This is a genomic window from Pseudomonas sp. IT-93MI4, assembly GCF_949767635.1.
GTDB classification, from domain to species: domain Bacteria; phylum Pseudomonadota; class Gammaproteobacteria; order Pseudomonadales; family Pseudomonadaceae; genus Aquipseudomonas; species Aquipseudomonas putida_A.
The window spans coordinates 328,815-349,840 of the sequence record NZ_CATKPP010000022.1 but is presented as its reverse complement, the minus strand read 5'-3'; the positions used below and the strand labels follow the sequence as shown (position 1 = coordinate 349,840).

Sequence of the window (21,026 nt, the reverse complement as noted above, 5' to 3'; positions counted from 1 at the left end):
GTGAATCGCAGGCACAAAAAAACCGTCCGAAGACGGTTTTTTTCGTCAGAAGCGCGGCTTATTTCAGGCCGGACATCTTCTGGATCGCGCCTTTCAACTCGTCATCCGAGCAGTCGGCGCAAGTGCCTTTGGGTGGCATCGAGTTCAGGCCGGTGATGGCTTTGGCCAGCAGGCCGTCGAGGCCGCCCTGGTGATCGGCACGGTCTTTCCAGGCCGCTGCGTCACCGATTTTCGGGGCGCCCAGCAGGCCCGTGCCGTGACAAGCGTTGCAATGTTTTGCAATCACTTCATCCGGCGTCTTCGCCCCACCACCGCCGCCAGCGGAGGCAGCGACTTCCATCCCTTTGCATTCCTGCCCCTGAACGCACACCTGGCCGACCGGCTCGAGGCGCTTGGCAATGTCGTCATTCGTCGCAGCTTGAGCGCTGACAGCCCAGAGGGCCAGTACGGTTGCTGGTGCGGCCAGCATTTTCATAATTAGGTTCACGCGTTCACCCTCAATGGTGGCTATTCACGCCTGCGGCCACGGTTCGCAGGCGGGCGCAAGTATAGCGGGTAGCCCGCCACACTGAAACAACCCCATAGTCGAAGGGGTTATACCGCGCTGTGGAAAAACTCATCGGATGCCTTCACCGTCATGGCCTGGCACCTCTGTCTTTAAAAATTCGCCGGCGTGGCTGCGCTGATTAGTCGCGCGGGCGCGTCGAACGGATTACGGAAACGGTGCGGCTTGGTACTTTCAAAATAGTAGCTGTCACCGGCTTCGAGAATAAAAGTTTCCAGACCCACCACCAGTTCCAGACGCCCTTCCACCAGAATCCCGGTTTCTTCGCCTTCATGGGTGAGCATTTCTTCGCCGGTATCAGCGCCCGGCGGGTAGATTTCGTTGAGAAACGCGATGGCCCGGCTCGGGTGCGCGCGGCCGACCAGTTTCATGGTCACGGCGCCGTCGGAGATGTCGATCAGCTCGTTGGCCTTGTAGACGATCTGGGTCGGCACTTCCTGCAGGATTTCTTCGGAAAAGAACTCGACCATGGACATGGGAATCCCGCCCAGAACCTTCCTCAGCGAACTGATCGAAGGGCTGACGCTGTTCTTTTCGATCATCGAAATGGTGCTGTTGGTGACGCCCGCGCGTTTGGCGAGTTCACGCTGGGAAAGCCCTTTGAGCTTGCGGATCGATTGCAGTCGTTCACCGACGTCCAAGGCGGGAGCCTCCTGATGTTGTAAGAATATTGAGCGTTATCATGGCGACAGCGTTCAGTATTTACAACACTTGGCCCCCGCAGTGGCCTCAACCCTCGGAATAGAGCCTTGGCACGCGACGCAGGTTGCAGAAGATCTGGTACGGAATGGTGTCCGCCCACTGCGCCACTTCGCTGGCGAGGATGTTTTTGCCCCACAGTTCGACGGTCGAACCGAGGTCCGCTTCCGGCACATCGGTGAGGTCGATGCAGAGCATGTCCATCGATACGCGGCCAAGCAGGCGGCTGCGTTTGCCGGCCACCAGCACCGGCGTGCCGGTCGGGGCATGACGCGGGTAGCCATCGGCATAGCCCATGGCAACCACGCCGATGCGCATCGGCTTGTCGGTGATGAATTTGGCGCCATAGCCGATCGGCTCGCCGGCGGGCAGTTCACGTACGCAGATGACTTTCGATTCGAGGGTCATCACCGGTTGCAGACGCTCGGCCACGGCGTTGGCTTCTTCGAACGGGGTCGCGCCGTAGAGCATGATGCCCGGGCGCACCCAGTCGCTGTGGATCTGCGGCCAACCGAGCACGGCCGGCGAGTTGCGCAGGCTGACTTCGGCAGCCAGACCCTGACGCGCCGCTTCGAACACCGCGACTTGATCGGCGCTGCTCTGCTCATGCAGTTCATCGGCGCGGGCGAAGTGGCTCATCAGCACGATTTTCGCCACTTTGCCGCTGGCCAGCAGGCGCTGGTAGGCCGCCGCGTAGTCCTTCGGATGCAGGCCGACGCGGTGCATGCCGGAATCGAGCTTGAGCCACACGGTGATCGGTTTGCTCAGTGCCGCCTGCTCGATGGCTTCAAGTTGCCACAGCGAATGCACCACGGTCCAGAAATCATGCTCGACGATCAGTGCCAGCTCGTCAGCCTCGAAGATGCCTTCGAGCAACAACACCGGGGCCTTGATGCCGGCCGCGCGCAGCTCCAGCGCTTCTTCAATGCAGGCGACGGCAAACCCGTCGGCCTCGGTTTCCAGCGCCTGGGCGCAACGCACCGCGCCGTGACCGTAGGCATCAGCCTTGATCACCGCCAGCGCCTTGGCGCCGGTGACTTCGCGGGCAATTCGGTAGTTGTGACGCAGGGCTTCTAGGTCAATCAGGGCACGGGCAGGACGCATGGCGGCAGACTTCTAGGCGGTCATGGAAATAAAAAACCGGCGCCGACTGACGACGTGAACCGCCAACAGCGCCGGGAGAGGGATCTTTGAATCGGTTACGGCAACGCGGCGACGATGGAGATCTCGACCAGGATGCTCGGCTTGGCCATCTTCGCTTCGACGGTGGCCCGGGCCGGCGCGGCGCCTTTGGGCAGCCACTGATCCCACACCGAGTTCATCCCGGCAAAGTGCGCCTCGATGTCGTTCAGGTAGATCGTTGCCGACAGCAGATGCTGCTTGTCAGTCCCGGCCAGATCCAGCAAACGCTCGATATTGGCGAGCACCTCGCGGGTCTGCTGTTCGACTCCGGCGTCGAAGTCGTCGCCGACCTGCCCGGCCAGATACACGGTGCCGTTGTGGGTGACGATCTGACTCATGCGCTCATTGGTGAGCTGGCGCTGGATTGCCATGTTTTGCGGACTCCTGAGGCTTGTTGCCGTAACGGGAAATATCGAGGCCTTCGGCGCTGATCTGCGGCTTTTTCTTCGCCATCAGATCGGCCAGCAAACGACCGGAACCGCACGCCATGGTCCAACCCAGGGTGCCGTGACCGGTGTTGAGGAACAGGTTCTTGAACGGTGTGGCGCCCACGATCGGCGTGCCGTCCGGGGTGGTCGGACGCAGACCGGTCCAGAAGCTCGCCTCGGCCAGATTGCCGCCCTGAGGATAAAGGTCGTTGACGATCATCTCCAGAGTTTCGCGCCGACGCGGGTTCAGCGACAGGTCAAAACCGGCGATTTCCGCCATGCCGCCGACGCGGATGCGGTTGTCGAAACGGGTGATCGCGACCTTGTAGGTCTCGTCGAGAATGGTCGAGGTCGGGGCCATGTCCGGGTTAGTGATCGGCACGGTCAGGGAGTAACCCTTGAGCGGATACACCGGCGCCTTGATGCCCAGCGGCTTGAGCAACTGCGGCGAGTAGCTGCCGAGGGCCAGCACGTAGCGGTCGGCGGTTTCCAGCTTGCCGTCGATCCATACACCGTTGATGCGGTCACCGGCGTAGTCGAGGCGCTGGATGTCCTGGCCGAAGCGGAACTCCACACCGAGTTTCACGGCCATTTCCGCCAGACGCGTGGTGAACATCTGGCAGTCGCCGGTCTGGTCGTTCGGCAGACGCAGAGCACCGGCGAGGATGTCGGTGACATTGGCCAGTGCCGGCTCGACACGGGCAATGCCGGCGCGGTCGAGGACTTCAAACGGTACGCCGGATTCTTTCAGCACGGCGATGTCTTTGGCGGCGCCATCGAGCTGCGCCTGAGTGCGGAACAGTTGGGTGGTACCGAGGCTGCGGCCTTCGTAAGCGATGCCGGTTTCGGCGCGCAGTTCGTCGAGGCAGTCGCGACTGTACTCGGACAGACGCACCATGCGCTCCTTGTTCACCGCGTAACGGCTGGCAGTGCAGTTGCGCAGCATCTGCGCCATCCACAGGTACTGGTCGATGTCGGCAGTGGCCTTGATCGCCAACGGCGCGTGGCGCTGCAGCAACCACTTGATGGCCTTGAGCGGTACACCCGGCGCGGCCCACGGCGAGGCATAACCCGGCGACACCTGGCCGGCGTTGGCGAAACTGGTCTCCATGGCCACGGCTGGCTGCCGGTCGACCACCACCACTTCAAACCCGGCACGGGCCAGATAGTAAGCACTGGCGGTACCGATGACGCCGCTACCCAAGACCATTACGCGCATTTTTGTATCCCTCATCGCGGCGGGGCCGCGTACGTCTGTTGTTAGAGCAATGATGCGCGCAGTGTAAAAAAGAATGGCCAGTGCATTTCACTATATAAGCGCCTATATTTGGCGACAATTCTCGGCAAAAACCCTTTTCACGGAGGCGCATCCCCTATGCGTACCAACACTCAGACCAAACGTGAGCTGGACAAGATCGACCGCAACATTTTGCGGATCCTGCAGGCGGACGGGCGCATATCGTTTACCGAACTCGGGGAGAAGGTTGGTCTGTCCACCACGCCGTGTACCGAGCGGGTGCGGCGACTGGAGCGCGAAGGGATCATCATGGGCTACAACGCCCGCCTGAATCCGCAACACTTGAAGGGTAGCCTGCTGGTGTTCGTCGAGATCAGCCTCGACTACAAATCCGGCGACACCTTCGAAGAGTTCCGCCGCGCGGTGCTGAAACTGCCGCACGTGCTGGAATGCCATTTGGTGTCAGGGGATTTCGACTATCTGGTGAAGGCGCGGATTTCCGAGATGGCCTCGTACCGCAAGCTGCTCGGCGACATTCTGTTGAAGCTTCCGCATGTGCGTGAGTCCAAAAGCTATATCGTGATGGAAGAGGTGAAAGAGAGCCTGAGCCTGCCGATTCCAGACTGAAGATTGGCATCGCTCCATTCGCGAGCAGGCTCGCTCCCACAGGGGAATGCATTTCAAATGTGGGAGCGAGCCTGCTCGCGAAGGCGTCAGCTCGGTTCCGAGTGAACCCGTTAAACCAACACCTGCCGATTCGCCGCCATGTATTCGAAGATCTGCTTTTCAACCCGTGGATGAATCAACTCCACCGGCCCCCGCCCGTTCGGGCATGGCAGGGTTTTGGTGGTACCGAACAAGCGGCAAATCAGCGGCCGCTCGCCATACACCGTGCAACCATTCGGCCCCAGGTGTACACAGTTCAGTTCTTCCATCGCCGCATCCTGCTCGGCGCGGGTCTTGCGCGGCAGGCGTGACATTTCTTCCGGCGAGGTGGTCACCGGCCCACAGCAGTCATGGCAGCCCGGCACGCACTCGAACGTGGGGATCTGCTGACGCAGGTCGCGAATGGTCTGGCGGTTGCAACTCATCGAAACGGTAATCCACATGAAATAGGCGGCAATTGTGCCGCAAAAGCCGAGATCCACACAGCAACGGCCGACCAGTGTTGCCCGTCTTCGGCCGTGCGGCTTATGCTCCGTCAAATTTTCTCGACACCCAGCCGTTGGATGATGCCCATGAATGCCCGCGCCCGAACCTTCGCGAGCCAACCCCACGTTGCCTCTTACTACGCCGCCAGCAGCCTGCCGCAGCCCGACTATCCGGCGCTGCAAGGCGAGCTGAGCGCAGACGTGTGCGTGGTCGGCGGCGGCTTTTCCGGGTTGAACACCGCGCTGGAACTGGCCGAACGCGGCCTCAGTGTGGTGTTGCTGGAAGCGCACCGGATCGGCTGGGGCGCCAGCGGCCGCAACGGCGGGCAGTTGATTCGCGGGGTCGGCCACGGCCTCGACCAGTTCAGCAACGTCATCGGCACTGATGGTGTGAGGCAGATGAAACTGATGGGCCTGGAAGCGGTGGAAATCGTCCGCCAACGCGTCGAGCGCTTTCAGATCCGGTGCGACCTGACCTGGGGCTACTGCGACCTCGCCAACAAACCGGCCGATCTCGAAGGCTTTGCCGAAGATGCCGAAGAGCTGCGCAGCCTCGGCTATCGCTACGAAACCCGCCTGCTGCAAGCCGATGAAATGCACACCGTAGTCGGCTCCAAACGCTATGTCGGTGGCTTGATCGACATGGGTTCCGGGCATTTGCACCCGCTGAACCTGGCGCTGGGCGAAGCCGCTGCCGCACAGCAATTGGGCGTGCAACTGTTCGAGCAATCGGCGGTGACGCGTATCGATTACGGCCCCGCAGTTCGCGTCCACACCGCTCAAGGTTCAGTGCGGGCGAAAACCCTGGTGCTGGGCTGCAACGCTTACCTCAACGATCTCAATCCGCAACTCAGCGGCAAAGTACTGCCCGCCGGCAGTTACATCATTGCGACCGAACCGCTGTCCGAAGAACTGGCGCACAGCCTGCTGCCGCAAAACATGGCGGTCTGTGACCAGCGGGTGGCGCTGGATTACTACCGGCTCTCGGCGGATCGGCGCCTGCTGTTCGGCGGTGCCTGCCACTATTCCGGGCGCGACCCGAAGGACATCGGCGCCTACATGCAGCCGAAGATGCTCGAAGTGTTTCCGCAACTGGCGGGCGTGAAAATCGACTATCAATGGGGCGGCATGATCGGCATCGGCGCCAACCGTCTGCCACAGATCGGCAGGCTCAATGATCAACCGAACGTGTATTACGCCCAGGCCTATTCCGGGCACGGAGTGAATGCCACGCACCTGGCGGGCAAGCTGCTCGCCGAGGCGATCAGCGGGCAGCACAGCGGTGGCTTTGATCTGTTTGCCAAGGTGCCGCACATCACCTTCCCCGGCGGCAAGCATTTGCGCTCGCCGTTGCTGGCGTTGGGGATGTTGTGGCATCGGCTTAAAGAGTTGGTCTGAGGTTTTCTCTGCGTCCTTGAAACCGCCATCGCTGGCAAGCCAGCTCCCACAGGTTTTTGCGGCGAATACAAATATTGTGAACACCAAAATACTGTGGGAGCTGGCTTGCCAGCGATGAGGCCCGCAAGAAAAATACAGACTTCAGATCCGCCAGAACGGCTTCAACCCCTCCTCCTGCGCCTGCTCCCGGGTCAACCCGATATCCTTGAGCTGCTCCGGCGTCAGATTCAAAAGCGCCTTGCGCGTGTGCAGACGATGCCAGAACAGGCCCCAGCGACTCAGGCCGGACGGCGCGTTACGCATGGCGCTATTCCATGCACTGTCCTCCTGCCCTGTCTCCAGTTCCTGACTGTGTAACATCAGCCGCACATCGCTCAAGCCGTTCATTTTTGTCGCTCCTGTTTACTTGGGTAGCCAGAGATTCCATGATGCGCGGGTCGGCAAAAGCATTACAGATTCAACACATCTGTATTAATTCCATACAGATTTGCCATTCCTGAGACTGAATTACCGATTTTTGCTGCATCTGTACTGGTTTAACGAATCACCTGCATCGAGGCAGTGCCATGACCCTGTATGTGAACCTCGCCGAACTGCTCGGCACCCGCATCGAACAAGGCTTCTACCGTCCTGGCGATCGCCTGCCTTCGGTGCGCGCCTTGAGCGTAGAACACGGGGTCAGCCTGAGCACGGTGCAGCAGGCTTATCGCATGCTCGAAGACAGCGGTCTGGCCACACCGAAACCCAAGTCCGGCTACTTCGTGCCGGTGGGTCGCGAGCTGCCGGAGCTGCCCGCGGTCGGGCGCCCGGCGCAGCGGCCGGTGGAGATTTCGCAGTGGGATCAGGTGCTGGAGCTGATTCGCGCGGTGCCGCGCAAGGACGTGGTGCAACTGGGTCGCGGCATGCCCGACGTGACCACGCCAACGATGAAACCGCTGTTGCGCGGACTGGCGCGGATCAGCCGCCGCCAGGACATGCCCGGTCTGTATTACGACAACATCCACGGCACCCTCGAACTGCGCGAGCAGATCGCCCGACTGATGCTCGATTCCGGCTGCCAGTTGAGCGCCAGCGACCTGGTGATCACCACCGGTTGCCACGAAGCGCTGTCCACCAGCATCCACGCGATCTGCGAGCCGGGAGACATCGTCGCGGTGGATTCGCCAAGCTTTCACGGCGCCATGCAAACGCTCAAAGGGCTGGGCATGAAAGCCCTGGAAATCCCCACCGATCCGCTGACCGGCATCAGCCTCGAAGCGCTGGAACTGGCGCTGGAGCAGTGGCCGATCAAGGTCATCCAGATCACCCCCAACTGCAACAACCCGCTCGGCTACATCATGCCGGAGTCGCGCAAACGCGCGTTGCTGACGCTGGCGCAGCGTTTCGACGTGGCGATCATCGAGGACGACGTGTATGGCGAACTGGCCTACACCTACCCGCGTCCACGCACGATCAAATCCTTCGACGAAGATGGCCGCGTATTGCTGTGCAGTTCGTTTTCCAAGACCCTGGCCCCGGGCCTGCGCATCGGTTGGGTCGCGCCGGGCCGTTATCTGGAACGGGTGCTGCACATGAAATACATCAGCACCGGTTCCACCGCACCGCAGCCGCAGATCGCCATCGCCGAATTTCTCAAGGGCGGCCATTTCGAACCGCACTTGCGGCGGATGCGCAGCCAATACCAACGCAATCGTGACGCGATGATCGACTGGGTTACCCGCTACTTTCCGGCCGGCACCCGCGCCAGCCGCCCACAGGGCAGCTTCATGTTATGGGTCGAATTGCCGGAGGGTTTCGATACGCTGAAACTCAATCGCGCGCTGCATGACCAAGGCGTGCAGATTGCCGTCGGCAGCATCTTTTCCGCCTCGGGCAAGTACCGCAATTGTCTGCGGATGAACTACGCGGCGAAACCGACACCACAGATCGAAGAGGCGGTTCGCAAGGTTGGCGCGGCGGCGATCAAACTGCTGGCCGAAGCCTGATCATTCCAGCTGAAACGTACCGAATCCCTCAAATCGCTGAAGGTCGGCGACACGACTTGAGGCATCACTGACGCGCGCTTCGATTTCCAGCTCCACCTCCAGATGGCGCCCGGCGGCGAGGCTGCCAGAGCGCCAGGCGGTGATGCGATCGCCAGGCTGCAACAGGCCCGCCTCGCCATCATCGCGCTGCCATTGCACCGGCGCGCCATCCAGACGCGCCGCCACAATGCGTATCTGCAACCGTCCCGGTGCCCAGCGGTAATGCAGCGCATCGCTGCTCGGGGCAGCAAAGGACCACCTGATCGCGCGCGCAGCCGGACATTGAATCCGTATATGAACCGTGCGCACACCAAAACTGCCGTCATTGCCCGATGGCCGGGCGAGCAGCTCCGCCCGCGTCGAAACGCCATAGTCCACAGCGCTCGGTGAGAGTGTCATCTGACAGGCCTCGCTGGCCATGACCGAGGTCGATGCCAACGATGCCAGCGTGATCAGGACAATCCATCGATGCATGCGCAATAACTCGGTCATGTAAGGTTCAAAGGCTGACAGAGCGCGTCTACGGGCTCGATCAATGCTTGCTCGTCCGGCGCTTCAGCCAGATTGAATTGCAGGTCGCAGTGCGCGCTATCCGACAGTTGCACCCGCAGCGACTGACCGGGTTTGATGTCCGGTAGAAAGATCGCCCCGGCCTCAAGCACCGTGGTCACGTATTCGCCTTGCCCGTTCTGTACGGCGAGGCCACTGGGCAGCCATTGCCGGTCAAGCGTCCTGGCCTTCAACAGCACACGCCGCACGCGGGTGATGGAAAAATCCATATGCTGAACCGAGCCACGCCCGGCCTCGACCTCCTGATAACCGTCGAGCACCTCGACGTTGCGCGGCAAACTCAACGAATCGACTTCCAGCCGGGCTGTGGAATAGGCCGGCAAACTCGCCGCCACCGCCCGGCCCAATCCATCCGTCCACACCGGGCCTTGCGGCGTGTACAGCTTCAGACCCGCACGGTCGCCAGCCTTGAGCACGGCAAAGGTCTCGCGCAGTGGATACGGCGACAGCGTGACACCGTCGCGATGCAACGCCATGCCGCCGCGCAGCCCCAGGTCGAATTCGCGTGCCCCGGCTCGCTGGTTCAGGCCCAGATCCAGACTGGTGTAATGCGCCAGTGCGTTGACCCGCAAACCCAGCGATGGCGCCGCGGCTTCACGCTGTTCGGCACTGGCGCTATAGGCCAGGGTTTCACTGAGCACTTCACTCATCGACACGCCACTGCGCAACCCGGATCGTGGATCGCTGCGCAGGTAACTGCGAGCCCTGCGCTGATCGCCCAATGGCATCGCCGCCGTCAGATAGACCGAGGTGCCCCGGTGCCTCGCGTCGGCATCGCCGATCCCCCGCTCCAGACTCAACGACAGGCTGATGCGCGCGGGCAGTGTCTGCGACCAGGACAATCCCAGGCGCATGTTGGGTGGCTCGTCCTCGCTGGTGTAGCGCGACCAGGTCATGCCGAATACCCCCCAGCGCTCGACAGTACCGTTGAGCGAAAATGTCCAGTGATCTCGCCCGGGGGCGTCGGCCCGTCCCTGCTGCTGGCTCCAGCCGGTGTCCGACAGGCTGCGAAAGCCCTGGCCACGGTGCACCGCAACCACACTGGTGGACAGATTCGGCGACAACACGGCACTGACGGTCATTTGCACCTCATGACCTGCAATGCCTGTGTCTCGATCGCTGGACAGCACCTGGCGCACGCCGGTGCTCAGATTGCCTGGCCATTGACGCTGCAGCCCCCAGCCTGCCGACAGATAATCCGCTCCACCGAGGAACCCGCCGCTCACGCGCAACGCTCGTGACAGACTCCACTCTCGGCCAAGGGTGGCAAATGACGGCGCCTGACGATCATCCGAACCCTGGCGTCGCACCGTGCCCAGCGCCAGATTGAAGCCGTCGGCGCGATCGAATTGTGGATCCTGCAGGCTGGCTGCCGGGACGCGAAAGCGCCGCACTGGCCCTTCCTGCTCGTGCACGCTGACTTCGAGGTCGAGCTGGTTGCTCAACAACGGCAGCGCGCGCAAGGTGAAGGGGCCGCCGGGAACCAGCGTGGTGTAGATCAGCACGCCGTTCTGCCGGACTTCGATTCGCGATGGCGACCAGGCTATGCCCTCGACCTCGCCACGTGTACCCTCCTGTGCCGCGCGCATCTGCGCGAACGCACCTTCCGGCAGAATCTGCACACCGTTGAACGATTCGCCGGCGAACAATGGCGACTGCAGGTTCAACTGGCCGATCTGCACGTTGGCTTCGTAGTCTTCCAGGGTGCGCGTGCCGTAGGCATACAGATGCTCGAAGCGAGTGCTATCGGGCAATTGCGTATAGGACTGGCGACTGCGCAAGACCCAGTTGCCGGCATTCAGGCCGAACTCCGAACCCAGTCTGCGAAAGTCACTACGTTGCCCCTCGTGCTGGCTGCCCATGACCAAAACATCGTAGTTGAACACGCCGCCCACTCCGCCATTGGCGAAGCTGCGTGGCTGGAATTCCGGCAATGCCAACAGGTCCGTCGGCAGCAGCAGGTCGATCTGTTCCTTGCCGGGATGCAATGCAACGGTTGCCGCTGGCAGACCTTCACCCAGCGTCAGGCACTGTTGCGGTTGCGCGCGGGTCAAAGCCGCTTGCGAGCGCACGCCAGCAGCCTTGAGCAAGGCCGGTTGCAGGCACGGCTCGCCCTGTTCATTGAATGCCACGAACACCCGCCCCCGTGGCTGTCCATTGACCTCAAGTGCGACCAGCCATGTGCCTTGGGAGAAACGCGGTGCCTGGCGAAAGTACTCAGCCAATGCGGGGTCGAGCCCGCGCTCGCGAAGCACCTGCGCATCGAATTCCACCCCTTCACTGGCCATCGTCATGCTGATCGCATTCGCCATCAGCAGTGCCAGTCCCTGACGGGCACACGCGCGCATCAGTGCGTAACCGGGGCATCAAAGTAATCGACCGCAAAGCCATATGTGGTCGCCGGAAAGATCCGCACTGCCATGGTTCGCACTGTCACGTTCAACGGCAACTCGACAGACAGGCGCTCCCCCGGCAGGATCCAGGTACGCGGCAGATCCACCGCCTGCGTGCCCGGCAGCGGAACAATCGCTTTGGCCAGGCGCACCACGTAAGGACTGGGATTACTGACCAGCAAACCTTCAGCCGTGGCTGACCAGCTCAGGCGTTTCCATGGCTCGCGCTCCACTGGCAGACCGGCAGGGCGCAGGATCACCGGCAGGTTTTGCCGAACCCCCAGATTGACCCGGGCACCGTCGACACCTGCCACAGGATTGATCCCCTCAAAAATCACCCGTTTCAGACGCTCGGTCTGCAATGGTTCGGTGCTCTGCAACATGAACCGTACCTGCTGCACCGCACCAGGCTCGACACGGGCAATCGGCGGACTGAACAGCAACAGCTGTTGATCGTGCGGCTCGATATTTTCGACCGTGGTGTGCAGCAGGGCCGGACGCGTTTCGGTGTTTCGCACATTCATCGTCGCTTCACCGATACCCTCATCCACCACCAGCACAGGGGTTTGCGGCACCATTCCGGCAGCCTGAACCCCGGGCATCAAAATCAAGACGAGCAGGCACAGTGGCAACGCCCGCAAGCCTGGGCGGCACATTGAAATCGGCATCGGTATTGCTCCGCAGGGGGCAGCGCACCCGGCAAAGGGCGCGCTGAATGAACCTGAAAGAACCCGGTAATGGCCGGGTTCTGACGATCAGAGGTAGAACATCTCGAAGGTCACCGAGCCATCGAGCGGGATCTCGCTGGTGATCGGCAGCGCGTTGCTCGGGCCGATGATCGGCAACAGGCTCATCGGAAACCCGTGGTGACGGGCCGCGACCGGGCCAGCTGCCACGCCGGAACCCCATGAGTAGAGCGCCGGGGCATTGCCCACCAGCGGCGAAGCAGGCAGTTGCCACGCCGGTGCTGCCAGAGTGCGTGTCATCAGAGTCTGCGGCGCACCGTCGGCTTCCGGACGACCGTGACGCAGCGCAAATCCGCCGATACGGATGCCGTTGATTTCACCCAGGCCGTAGAACAAAGCCGGATCGTTATTACCGGCACCATCGTTGATGCCCGGCAATTTGGTGGCTGTACGATTGTCTCTGACCGACACCTCGACCGATGCCTCTGCATCACAGTTGATGTGCAGCGAAATGTCGTGGGTCGGCAGCAGCGTCTGCGTGGTCTTGTTCAGGGTGGCTGCGGATATCTTGCGCAAATCTACCGTGCCGCCACCGGCAAATGCGGGGATGCACGACGTCGGAATAATGGTTCCGACCACACTCAGGTCTACGCTCTCGGCGACCACCAGGGTGGGTAATACTGCAGCCGCGACGGCTACCATCCATGTTGTTTTTTTCATCAGTCCCTACTTCATCGGTTATTGATCAATGGCAGTTGTTGAGCGCATTGCCTTCACAAGACGCTGAACACCGGGGCGATGATTTCGTTTTTTGCAGGATTCGTATGTAGGAATAGGCACCGACCAGGAGCTGAAAAAACAACAAAGCAAATAGTCCAAAACCACAGGCGAACTCATTCCTACTTTTGAACGACTAATTGTTTACACAGTGTGGCGAGGATCCGCCGGAAACGGTCTTGGAAATCCTCTGCGTGCCATACTCCGTCACCCCCTGCCTCCAGCCGAGAAACCAACGTGCAACCCGGAAAAAAATTGCTCGCTGTCTGTGTGTTGTGTTCGTTGGCCAGTGGTTGCGCCACCCTCGATGCGCCGCGCGAACCCAGCCAGGCGTTGCCGGCCGCGGGCTCCGCATTCGGTCGCTCGATTCAGACCCAGGCAGCGCCCTGGCAGGGCCGTTCCGGCTTCCGCTTGCTGTCCAACAGCTCAGAAGCCTTCACCGCCCGCGCCGAGCTGATTCGCAATGCGCAAACCAGCCTCGACTTGCAGTACTACATCGTCCATGACGGCGTCAGCACGCGGATGCTGGTGGAGGAACTGCTCAAGGCCGCCGACCGCGGCGTGCGCGTGCGCATCCTGCTCGACGACACCACCAGCGACGGCCTCGACACGATCATCGCCACGCTGGCGGCGCATCCACAGATCCAGATCCGCCTGTTCAATCCGCTGCACCTGGGCCGCAGCACCGGCGTGACCCGCGCTGCCGGACGCCTGTTCAACCTGTCGCTGCAACACCGGCGCATGCACAACAAACTGTTCCTGGCGGACAACAGCGTGGCCATCGTTGGCGGGCGCAATCTGGGCGACGAGTATTTCGATGCCGAGCCGAATCTGAATTTCACCGACATCGACATGCTCAGTGTCGGCCCGGTGGCAGAGCAGCTCGGGCACAGTTTCGACCAGTACTGGAATAGCGCGCTGAGCAAGCCGATCGACGAATTCCTCTCCAGTAAACCAAGCGCCAAAGACCTGCAGAACACCCGCACGCGTCTGGAAGAGTCGCTGGATGAAACCCGTAAACAGAATCACGCGCTGTATCAACAGTTGATGACGTTCAAGACCGCGCCACGCATGGACATCTGGCGCAAGGAACTGATCTGGGCCTGGAACCAGGCGCTGTGGGATGCGCCGAGCAAAGTGCTGGCCAAGGACGAACCGGACCCGCAACTGCTGCTGACCACGCAACTGGCGCCGGAGCTGCGCGGCGTCAGCAAAGAGCTGATCATGATCTCGGCGTACTTTGTGCCCGGCCAGCCGGGGCTGGTGTACCTGACCGGGCGCGCCGACGCCGGGGTCTCGGTGAGCCTGCTGACCAACTCACTGGAAGCCACCGATGTGCCGGCAGTGCACGGAGGTTATGCGCCGTATCGCAAGGCGCTGCTGGAGCATGGGGTAAAACTGTATGAGCTGCGCCGTCAGCCTGGGGATAACTATGGCAGCGGGCCTCATTTGTTTTACAGCAAGTCGTTCCGCGGCTCGGACTCCAGCCTGCACAGCAAGGCGATGATTTTCGATCGGCAGAAAGCGTTCATCGGCTCGTTCAACTTCGATCCGCGCTCAGTGCTGTGGAACACCGAAGTCGGGGTTCTGGTGGACAGCCCGGAACTGGCCGAACACGTGCGCGAACTGGCGCTGCAAGGCATGGCGCCGGCCCTGAGTTATCAGGCGAAACTGCAGGATGGCGAGATCGTCTGGGTGACCGAGGACAACGGCCAAATGCACACGCTGAGCAAGGAACCGGGGAGTTGGTGGCGGCGCTTCAACGCGTGGTTCAGCACCACTGTCGGTCTTGAGCGGATGTTGTAATCGCATTTGTATGCGCTCCCACAGGGAAGTATTCAAGCAGTCTGTGGTTCGGTGCCGAATGCACCTTGGCGCATCAGCAGAATCACCAATCCAAACGCCCCCGCCGCCATCAACAACGGCAACGCATGCCCGCTGATCCACTGACTGCCCGCCCCCGCCAGCAACGGCCCGATCAGACAGCCGACACCCCACAGCTGCGCAATGTGCGCATTGGCCCGCACCAGCGCATCGTCGCGATAACGCTCGCCGATCAGAATCAGTGACAAGGTGAACAGGCCACCGGCACTGGCGCCGAACAACACCCACAACGGCCAGATCAGCAGCGTGTCGATCAACAGCGGAATCGCCAGACTCGACAGCATCAGGATCACTGCGCAACCGGCGAACAACGTGCGCCGCGACAGGTAATCCGCCAGCGCGCCGATCGGCAGTTGCAACAGCGCATCGCCGACCACCACCGTGCTGACCATCGCCAGCGCAATCTCGGCGGTGAAGCCCTGTTGCAGGCAATACACCGGCAACAGCGTGAGGATCATCGCTTCGAACGCAGCGAACAGTGACACCGCCCAGGCAATCGCCGGCAGCTCCCGGGCAAACCCCCACAGATCGCTGAACGTCACACTGCTGGCTTCACTGCTCGGCGCACCGCTGCGACCCATCAACAGCAATGGCGAGACTGTCAGCAGCCCGACACCGACCCAGAAACCATAATCATGCTCAGTGCCTAGCGCACCCAGCAGCAGCGGACCAGACAGTTGGCTCAGCGCATAGCTGCTGCCATACAGAGCGACCAGACGACCGCGCCAGTGTTCGACGACCAGTTGATTGATCCAGCTCTCGCCGAGGATGAATACGATGGTCAGGATCACCCCGATCATCAGGCGCAGCACCAGCCAGACCGGATAACTCGGCAACAGCGCGAGCAAGCCGATCGACAACGCCCCGGCCCACAGGCAAAGACGCATCAGGTTCGCGGTGCCGAAACGTGCCGCCAGATGACTGGAAATCTTCGCGCCCAGCAATACGCCAATCGCCGGCATCGCCGCCATCACGCCGATGGCGAAAGAGCCGTAACCCCAGCTCTCCAGACGCAACGACACCAGCGGCATGCTGACCCCCAGGGCCAGGCCGACACTCAAGACAGACGCCAACACGGCGAAATACGTCGCCCAACGCATGGTCCACGCTCCTGTGGATATTCTTATGTGCGCCACAAAATCACTGTGGGAGCGGGCTTGCTCGCGAAAACGATTTCACATTCAGCAGATGTGCTGACTGATACACCGCTTTCGCGAGCAAGCCCGCTCCCACAGGGGATCTCCGTAAGTTCGAAAGCCTGAACGAATCAGGCTCCCGCTAACGGCTTACAGCTTGATCCACGTCGCCTTCAGCTCGGTGTACTTGTCGAACGCGTGCAGCGATTTATCACGACCGTTGCCCGACTGCTTGAAGCCGCCGAACGGTGCAGTCATGTCGCCGCCGTCGTACTGGTTGACCCACACGCTGCCGGCGCGCAGTGCTTTGGCAGTCAGGTGCGCCTTGGAGATGTCCTGAGTCCATACCGCAGCGGCCAGACCATACGGCGTGTCGTTGGCGATCTGGATCGCTTCTTCGGCGGTATCGAAGGCGATGACCGACAGCACCGGGCCGAAAATCTCTTCCTGAGCGATCTTCATCGCGTTGCTCACGCCGTCGAAAATCGTCGGCTCGACGTAAGTGCCACCGGTTTCCTGGAGGATGCGCTTGCCGCCCGCCACCAGTTTGGCGCCGTCGGTGTGACCGGATTCGATGTACGACAGCACGGTGTTCATCTGCTGGGTATCGACCAGCGCACCGACATTGGTTGCCGGGTCCAGCGGATTGCCCGGCTTCCAGGCTTTCAGCGCCTCGATCACCATCGGCAGGAATTTGTCCTTGATCGAGCGTTCGACCAGCAGACGCGAACCGGCGGTGCAGACTTCGCCCTGGTTGAAGGCGATGGCGCTGGCGGCGGATTCGGCAGCGGCTTGCAGGTCCGGCGCATCGGCGAAGACGATATTCGGGCTCTTGCCGCCAGCTTCCAGCCACACGCGCTTCATGTTCGATTCGCCGGAGTAGATCATCAGCTGCTTGGCAATCTTGGTCGAACCGGTGAACACCAGCGTGTCGACGTCATTGTGCAGGGCCAGCGCCTTGCCAACGGTGTGGCCGTAGCCCGGCAGCACGTTGAGCACGCCTTTCGGAATGCCGGCCTCAACCGCAAGCGCAGCGATGCGGATGGCGGTCAGCGGGGATTTTTCCGACGGTTTGAGGATCACCGAGTTACCGGTCGACAGCGCCGGGCCGAGTTTCCAGCAAGCCATCATCAGCGGGAAGTTCCACGGCACGATGGCGCCGACAACGCCCACCGGCTCGCGGGTCACCAGACCCAGTTGATCGTGCGGCGTGGCGGCGACTTCGTCGTAGATCTTGTCGATCGCCTCACCGCTCCAGCTCAGCGCTTGCGCCGCGCCCGGCACGTCGATGTACAGCGAATCGCTGATCGGTTTGCCCATATCGAGGGTTTCGAGCAGCGCCAGCTCTTCAGCGTGCTGCTTGAGCAGGCTGGCGAAACGGATCATGGTGGCTTTGCGTTTGGTCGGCGCCAGGCGCGACCACACGCCGGAATTGAAGGTGGCGCGGGCGTTTTCCACGGCGCGTTGGGCGTCGGCGGCGTCACAGCTGGCGATCTTGCCCAGCAGACGGCCATCGACCGGGCTGATGCACTCGAAGGTTTCGCCGGAGACGGCGTCGGTGTATTCACCGTTGAGGTAGGCGCGGCCTTCGATCTTCAGGTCGCGAGCACGTTGTTCCCAATCGGCACGAGTCAGGGTGGTCATTCGAGTGTCCTCCTCTTGTTGAATAGAGCGCCGCGTTCTTCGCGGTCGTCTTCAGGAATGCTGCCCGGCCAGCCTGCTTTTCGGCCCAAGGCACCCGCCACCCTAAACCAGCGGCTGGGGTTGTTTCAATATATTTGACATAAGCGCGCCATACGCCCTTGCGGTGTTCATTTTAATAAACATAGACTTTGGCCCTTTCAAGCCACCGCGCCGTCATCACGGGAGAAAACAACAATGAACATCCAGAACGTCGTCGATATCAGCCTGACCAGCAGCGAAGCCGAACGCTATCGCCCGGACCCGGCCAAAGTGCTCAAGGGCGACCCAGAGCAAGCGGTGTTCAATCAGTACGACAGCCCTTGTGGGCAAATGGGTGTTGGCGTGTGGGAAGGTGCGGTCGGGCAATGGACGGTGAACTACACCGAGCATGAATACTGCGAAATCCTGCAGGGGGTCTCCGTATTGCGTGACAGCGATGGCAATGCCAAGACCTTGCGTGTTGGCGACCGCTTTGTGATTCCGGCCGGCTTCCGTGGTACCTGGGAGGTGCTGGAGGCTTGCCGCAAGATCTATGTGATCTTTGAACAGAAGGCCTGAGTCTTTCGCTGATATTACCGGCCCCTTCGCGAGCAGGCTCGCTCCCACATTCGACCGCATTCCATTGTGGGAGCGAGCCTGCTCGCGAAAGCGTCGCAACAGTCAGCACAAAACTCCAGGCAACAAAAAAGGCCCGCATCTCACGATACGGGCCTTTTTCGTAAGTCGGGAAAAATCAATTACTTGATTTTGCCTTCCTTGTAGATCACGTGCTTGCGAACAACCGGATCATATTTCTTGATCTCGATTTTGTCCGGGGTAGTACGCTTGTTCTTGTCGGTAGTGTAGAAGTGACCAGTACCGGCGCTCGAGATCAAACGAATCAATTCACGCATGATTAGCTCCCTTAAATCTTGCCATCGCGGCGAAGTTCGGCGAGCACGACACTGATGCCACGCTTGTCGATGATGCGCATGCCTTTGGCAGATACGCGCAGACGCACAAAACGTTTCTCTTCTTCAACCCAGAAGCGGTGATGCTGCAGGTTCGGCAGGAAACGACGACGGGTTTTGTTGTTTGCGTGGGAAATGTTATTCCCGGTTACCGGACCCTTACCGGTAACTTGACATACTCTCGACATGCCTCAGCCCTCTAAAACCACATGCCCAACCCGGCATGGGTTGGCCGCTTAATCTCTCAGTCATTTGGCGCCAGGCGCCGCGTTTCTTTAGAGGTCTTACCGGCTACACCTACAGTGAAGGAACCGGGCCCCTAGAAAAGAGCGCTGCTTTATACCAGAAAGACCGGGGTGCAACAACAATGGATGTGCAATCGACCGGTAAAAAGGCGCATTTTCCGCCTGCAGACGCTTTGGATAAAGGCTGAGGCGTGTTTTGACCACTCGTCGCAGAAAACCGCTCTAACAGACGTTTTCGACTTTTCCTCGTGCACCGTGGTCTGAAAAACGTCACTGGGCTGCCCCAAAAATGCAAAAAGGGGATAGTCATTTGCAATCCAGCCCTCTAGGGTAACCCTTTTCCAGACTGCACCTGCAGATGGCCTTCGATCTGTAAAGGAAGCCGACCATGCGCCTCGCTGCCCTACCCCTGTTGCTCGCCCCGCTTCTGCTGAGCCCCCTGGCCCAGGCTGCCGCCCTGAGCGTGTGCACCGAGGCCAGCCCTGAAGGGTTCGACGTGGTGCAATACAACTCGCTGACCACCACCAATGCCTCGGCCGATGTGCTGATGAATCGCCTGGTCGACTTCGACACCGCCAGCGGCAAAGTCGTGCCGAGCCTGGCCGACAGCTGGGAAGTCAGCACCGACGGCCTGACTTATGTGTTCAAGCTGCACCCGCAGGTGAAGTTTCACAGCACTGACTATTTCAAGCCGACCCGTACCCTGAGCGCCGAAGACGTCAAATTCAGCTTCGACCGCATGCTCGATCCAGCCAACCCATGGCACAAAGTGACGCAAAGCGGCTTCCCGCACGCCCAGTCCATGCAGTTGCCGGCGCTGATCAAGAAGATCGACGCGCTTGACCCGCTGACCGTGCGCTTTACCCTCGACCACCCGGACTCGACGTTCCTCGCGACCCTGAGCATGGGCTTCGCCTCCATCTATTCCGCCGAATACGCCGACAAGCTGCTCAAGGCCGACGCCACCGACAAGCTCAACAGCCAGCCGATCGGCACCGGTCCGTTCGTGTTCACGCGCTTCCAGAAAGACGCCTCTGTGCGCTACAAGGCCAACCCGGACTATTTCGGCGGCAAGCCGGCGGTCGACCCGCTGATCTTCGCCATCACCCCGGACGCCAACGTGCGCCTGCAAAAGCTGCGGCGCAACGAGTGCCAGATCGCCCTGTCGCCAAAACCGCTGGACGTGAAGGCTGCGCAGGAAGAGCCGACGCTGAAAGTAGAAAAGACTGACGCCTTCATGACCGCTTTCGTCGGCATCAACAGCCAGCATCCACCGCTGGACAAGCCGGAAGTGCGCCAGGCGATCAACCTCGCCTTCGACAAGGCCAACTACGTCAAAGCCGTGTTCGAAGACACCGCCGAACCCGCCAATGGCCCTTACCCGCCGAACACCTGGAGCTACGCGAAGAACCTGCCGGGCTATCCGCACGACGTGGCCAAAGCCAAGGCGTTGCTGGCCAAGGCCGGACTCAAGGACGGCTTCCAGACCACCATCTGGACGCGTCCGTCCGGCAGCCTGCTCAACCCGAATCCGAGTCTGGGCGCGCAATTGCTGCAATCGGATCTGGCGGAAATCGGCATTCAGGCGGAAATCCGCGTGATCGAGTGGGGCGAACTGATTCGCCGCGCCAAGGCTGGCGAGCATGACCTGCTGTTCATGGGCTGGGCCGGCGACAACGGCGACCCGGACAACTTCCTCACGCCGCAGTTTTCCTGCGCGGCGGTCAAGTCCGGCACCAACTTCGCCCGCTACTGCAATGCCGACCTGGACAAGCTGATCAGCGCCGGCAAGACCACCAGCGAACAAGGCGTACGCACCAAGCTGTACGAACAGGCGCAGGCGCAGATTCAGCAGCAGGCACTCTGGTTGCCGCTGGCACACCCGACCGCTTATGCGCTGACACGCAAGGATGTGCAGGGTTATTCCGTCAGCCCGTTCGGGCGGCAGGACTACTCGAAGGTCACCCTGAAATAACCCGTCACAACACAATTCACCTGTGGGAGCGGGCTTGCTCGCG

21 protein-coding genes are annotated in these 21,026 nt (G+C 61.1%); 6 read left to right on the top strand and 15 right to left on the bottom strand.

Features of this window, described 5'->3' with window-relative positions; all coding sequences use genetic code 11:
• Window positions 1-58 precede the first annotated feature (58 nt).
• From ACM6I7_RS13385 to dadA, 5 genes are all read right to left on the bottom strand, one after another.
• Window positions 59-475: a c-type cytochrome gene (locus ACM6I7_RS13385; RefSeq protein WP_025112727.1), complete on the bottom strand. Its 417-nt coding sequence runs from the start codon at window positions 473-475 to the stop codon at window positions 59-61.
• Window positions 476-657: 182 nt separating this feature from the next.
• Entirely contained in the window at window positions 658-1,206 is a 549-nt protein-coding gene (locus ACM6I7_RS13380; RefSeq protein ID WP_007920393.1) for a cupin domain-containing protein, read from the bottom strand.
• Between the two features lie 88 nt (window positions 1,207-1,294).
• The gene (alr, locus tag ACM6I7_RS13375) at window positions 1,295-2,368 is read right to left on the bottom strand and encodes an alanine racemase (RefSeq protein ID WP_414888717.1); all 1,074 of its coding nucleotides are present in this window, start codon (window positions 2,366-2,368) and stop codon (window positions 1,295-1,297) included.
• Between the two features lie 95 nt (window positions 2,369-2,463).
• Window positions 2,464-2,817 carry a RidA family protein gene (locus ACM6I7_RS13370; RefSeq protein ID WP_027610426.1) on the bottom strand — a complete coding sequence of 118 codons (354 nt, stop codon included), beginning with the start codon at window positions 2,815-2,817 and terminating at the stop codon, window positions 2,464-2,466.
• Window positions 2,789-4,093, bottom strand: coding sequence for a D-amino acid dehydrogenase (dadA, locus tag ACM6I7_RS13365; protein WP_025112723.1), 1,305 nt, complete (start codon window positions 4,091-4,093; stop codon window positions 2,789-2,791). Before dadA ends, ACM6I7_RS13370 begins: the two co-directional genes overlap by 29 nt.
• Before the next feature lie 156 nt (window positions 4,094-4,249).
• On the opposite strand from dadA, the gene ACM6I7_RS13360 reads away from it, so the two are divergent.
• On the top strand, window positions 4,250-4,738 hold the full coding sequence (locus tag ACM6I7_RS13360) for an Lrp/AsnC ligand binding domain-containing protein (protein WP_003177284.1): 489 nt from the start codon (window positions 4,250-4,252) through the stop codon (window positions 4,736-4,738).
• Window positions 4,739-4,848: 110 nt separating this feature from the next.
• On the opposite strand, the gene ACM6I7_RS13355 is transcribed toward ACM6I7_RS13360, so the two are convergent.
• Window positions 4,849-5,202 (bottom strand): YkgJ family cysteine cluster protein, encoded by a 354-nt coding sequence (locus ACM6I7_RS13355; protein WP_027610425.1) that lies wholly within the window; start codon window positions 5,200-5,202, stop codon window positions 4,849-4,851.
• Window positions 5,203-5,349: 147 nt separating this feature from the next.
• On the opposite strand from ACM6I7_RS13355, the gene ACM6I7_RS13350 reads away from it, so the two are divergent.
• The gene (locus ACM6I7_RS13350; RefSeq protein WP_414888716.1) at window positions 5,350-6,660 is read left to right on the top strand and encodes an NAD(P)/FAD-dependent oxidoreductase; all 1,311 of its coding nucleotides are present in this window, start codon (window positions 5,350-5,352) and stop codon (window positions 6,658-6,660) included.
• A gap of 141 nt (window positions 6,661-6,801) precedes the next feature.
• Here ACM6I7_RS13350 and ACM6I7_RS13345 read toward each other — a convergent pair whose 3' ends face one another.
• Entirely contained in the window at window positions 6,802-7,047 is a 246-nt protein-coding gene (locus ACM6I7_RS13345; protein ID WP_414888715.1) for a DUF1127 domain-containing protein, read from the bottom strand.
• 179 nt (window positions 7,048-7,226) lie between these two features.
• Here ACM6I7_RS13345 and ACM6I7_RS13340 point away from each other — a divergent pair, with 179 nt between their 5' ends.
• Entirely contained in the window at window positions 7,227-8,645 is a 1,419-nt protein-coding gene (locus ACM6I7_RS13340) for a PLP-dependent aminotransferase family protein (RefSeq protein WP_097089506.1), read from the top strand.
• Here the strand turns inward: ACM6I7_RS13340 and ACM6I7_RS13335 are convergent, their stop codons facing one another.
• The 4 genes from ACM6I7_RS13335 to ACM6I7_RS13320 all read right to left on the bottom strand — a co-directional run bounded on the left by ACM6I7_RS13335 (window position 8,646) and on the right by ACM6I7_RS13320 (window position 13,053).
• The gene (locus ACM6I7_RS13335; protein ID WP_414888714.1) at window positions 8,646-9,176 is read right to left on the bottom strand and encodes a hypothetical protein; all 531 of its coding nucleotides are present in this window, start codon (window positions 9,174-9,176) and stop codon (window positions 8,646-8,648) included. It abuts the gene before it with no gap.
• Window positions 9,173-11,602, bottom strand: coding sequence for a fimbria/pilus outer membrane usher protein (locus tag ACM6I7_RS13330; RefSeq protein WP_414888713.1), 2,430 nt, complete (start codon window positions 11,600-11,602; stop codon window positions 9,173-9,175). The genes ACM6I7_RS13335 and ACM6I7_RS13330 overlap by 4 nt, the downstream gene beginning before the upstream one ends.
• Window positions 11,602-12,315, bottom strand: a complete 714-nt coding sequence (locus tag ACM6I7_RS13325; RefSeq protein WP_414888711.1) for a fimbria/pilus chaperone family protein — start codon at window positions 12,313-12,315, stop codon at window positions 11,602-11,604. The genes ACM6I7_RS13330 and ACM6I7_RS13325 overlap by 1 nt, the downstream gene beginning before the upstream one ends.
• Before the next feature lie 87 nt (window positions 12,316-12,402).
• Entirely contained in the window at window positions 12,403-13,053 is a 651-nt protein-coding gene (locus ACM6I7_RS13320; RefSeq protein ID WP_097089501.1) for a DUF1120 domain-containing protein, read from the bottom strand.
• 312 nt (window positions 13,054-13,365) lie between these two features.
• On the opposite strand from ACM6I7_RS13320, the gene ACM6I7_RS13315 reads away from it, so the two are divergent.
• Window positions 13,366-14,916 carry a phospholipase D family protein gene (locus ACM6I7_RS13315; protein WP_414888710.1) on the top strand — a complete coding sequence of 517 codons (1,551 nt, stop codon included), beginning with the start codon at window positions 13,366-13,368 and terminating at the stop codon, window positions 14,914-14,916.
• A gap of 32 nt (window positions 14,917-14,948) precedes the next feature.
• Here the strand turns inward: ACM6I7_RS13315 and ACM6I7_RS13310 are convergent, their stop codons facing one another.
• Together ACM6I7_RS13310 and ACM6I7_RS13305 are read right to left on the bottom strand one after the other, a co-directional pair.
• A complete protein-coding gene (locus ACM6I7_RS13310) occupies window positions 14,949-16,094 on the bottom strand; it encodes an MFS transporter (RefSeq protein WP_027610416.1) in 1,146 nt (381 codons plus the stop codon).
• A gap of 186 nt (window positions 16,095-16,280) precedes the next feature.
• Window positions 16,281-17,774, bottom strand: coding sequence for an aldehyde dehydrogenase (locus ACM6I7_RS13305; protein WP_047596781.1), 1,494 nt, complete (start codon window positions 17,772-17,774; stop codon window positions 16,281-16,283).
• A 234-nt stretch (window positions 17,775-18,008) separates the two neighbouring features.
• On the opposite strand from ACM6I7_RS13305, the gene ACM6I7_RS13300 reads away from it, so the two are divergent.
• Window positions 18,009-18,371 carry a cupin domain-containing protein gene (locus tag ACM6I7_RS13300; protein WP_097089496.1) on the top strand — a complete coding sequence of 121 codons (363 nt, stop codon included), beginning with the start codon at window positions 18,009-18,011 and terminating at the stop codon, window positions 18,369-18,371.
• Window positions 18,372-18,550: 179 nt separating this feature from the next.
• On the opposite strand, the gene rpmG is transcribed toward ACM6I7_RS13300, so the two are convergent.
• Complete coding sequence (rpmG, locus tag ACM6I7_RS13295; protein ID WP_003177274.1) at window positions 18,551-18,706, bottom strand: 50S ribosomal protein L33; 156 nt, start codon at window positions 18,704-18,706, stop codon at window positions 18,551-18,553.
• Window positions 18,707-18,717: 11 nt separating this feature from the next.
• Window positions 18,718-18,951: a 50S ribosomal protein L28 gene (gene rpmB, locus ACM6I7_RS13290; RefSeq protein WP_003229474.1), complete on the bottom strand. Its 234-nt coding sequence runs from the start codon at window positions 18,949-18,951 to the stop codon at window positions 18,718-18,720.
• 445 nt (window positions 18,952-19,396) lie between these two features.
• Between rpmB and ACM6I7_RS13285 the strand changes: the two genes are divergently transcribed.
• Complete coding sequence (locus ACM6I7_RS13285; RefSeq protein ID WP_414888709.1) at window positions 19,397-20,983, top strand: ABC transporter substrate-binding protein; 1,587 nt, start codon at window positions 19,397-19,399, stop codon at window positions 20,981-20,983.
• The last annotated feature ends 43 nt before the right edge of the window (window positions 20,984-21,026 follow it).

Coding starts and splice junctions, on each gene's coding strand:
- ACM6I7_RS13385 (WP_025112727.1), bottom strand. CDS start 475: ATGAAAATGCTGGCCGCACCAGCAACCGTACTGGCCCTCTGGGCTGTC.
- alr (WP_414888717.1), bottom strand. CDS start 2,368: ATGCGTCCTGCCCGTGCCCTGATTGACCTAGAAGCCCTGCGTCACAAC.
- ACM6I7_RS13370 (WP_027610426.1), bottom strand. CDS start 2,817: ATGGCAATCCAGCGCCAGCTCACCAATGAGCGCATGAGTCAGATCGTC.
- dadA (WP_025112723.1), bottom strand. CDS start 4,093: ATGCGCGTAATGGTCTTGGGTAGCGGCGTCATCGGTACCGCCAGTGCT.
- ACM6I7_RS13360 (WP_003177284.1), top strand. CDS start 4,250: ATGCGTACCAACACTCAGACCAAACGTGAGCTGGACAAGATCGACCGC.
- ACM6I7_RS13355 (WP_027610425.1), bottom strand. CDS start 5,202: ATGAGTTGCAACCGCCAGACCATTCGCGACCTGCGTCAGCAGATCCCC.
- ACM6I7_RS13350 (WP_414888716.1), top strand. CDS start 5,350: ATGAATGCCCGCGCCCGAACCTTCGCGAGCCAACCCCACGTTGCCTCT.
- ACM6I7_RS13345 (WP_414888715.1), bottom strand. CDS start 7,047: ATGAACGGCTTGAGCGATGTGCGGCTGATGTTACACAGTCAGGAACTG.
- ACM6I7_RS13340 (WP_097089506.1), top strand. CDS start 7,227: ATGACCCTGTATGTGAACCTCGCCGAACTGCTCGGCACCCGCATCGAA.
- ACM6I7_RS13335 (WP_414888714.1), bottom strand. CDS start 9,176: ATGACCGAGTTATTGCGCATGCATCGATGGATTGTCCTGATCACGCTG.
- ACM6I7_RS13330 (WP_414888713.1), bottom strand. CDS start 11,602: ATGCGCGCGTGTGCCCGTCAGGGACTGGCACTGCTGATGGCGAATGCG.
- ACM6I7_RS13325 (WP_414888711.1), bottom strand. CDS start 12,315: ATGCCGATTTCAATGTGCCGCCCAGGCTTGCGGGCGTTGCCACTGTGC.
- ACM6I7_RS13320 (WP_097089501.1), bottom strand. CDS start 13,053: ATGAAAAAAACAACATGGATGGTAGCCGTCGCGGCTGCAGTATTACCC.
- ACM6I7_RS13310 (WP_027610416.1), bottom strand. CDS start 16,094: ATGCGTTGGGCGACGTATTTCGCCGTGTTGGCGTCTGTCTTGAGTGTC.
- ACM6I7_RS13305 (WP_047596781.1), bottom strand. CDS start 17,774: ATGACCACCCTGACTCGTGCCGATTGGGAACAACGTGCTCGCGACCTG.
- ACM6I7_RS13300 (WP_097089496.1), top strand. CDS start 18,009: ATGAACATCCAGAACGTCGTCGATATCAGCCTGACCAGCAGCGAAGCC.
- rpmG (WP_003177274.1), bottom strand. CDS start 18,706: ATGCGTGAATTGATTCGTTTGATCTCGAGCGCCGGTACTGGTCACTTC.
- rpmB (WP_003229474.1), bottom strand. CDS start 18,951: ATGTCGAGAGTATGTCAAGTTACCGGTAAGGGTCCGGTAACCGGGAAT.
- ACM6I7_RS13285 (WP_414888709.1), top strand. CDS start 19,397: ATGCGCCTCGCTGCCCTACCCCTGTTGCTCGCCCCGCTTCTGCTGAGC.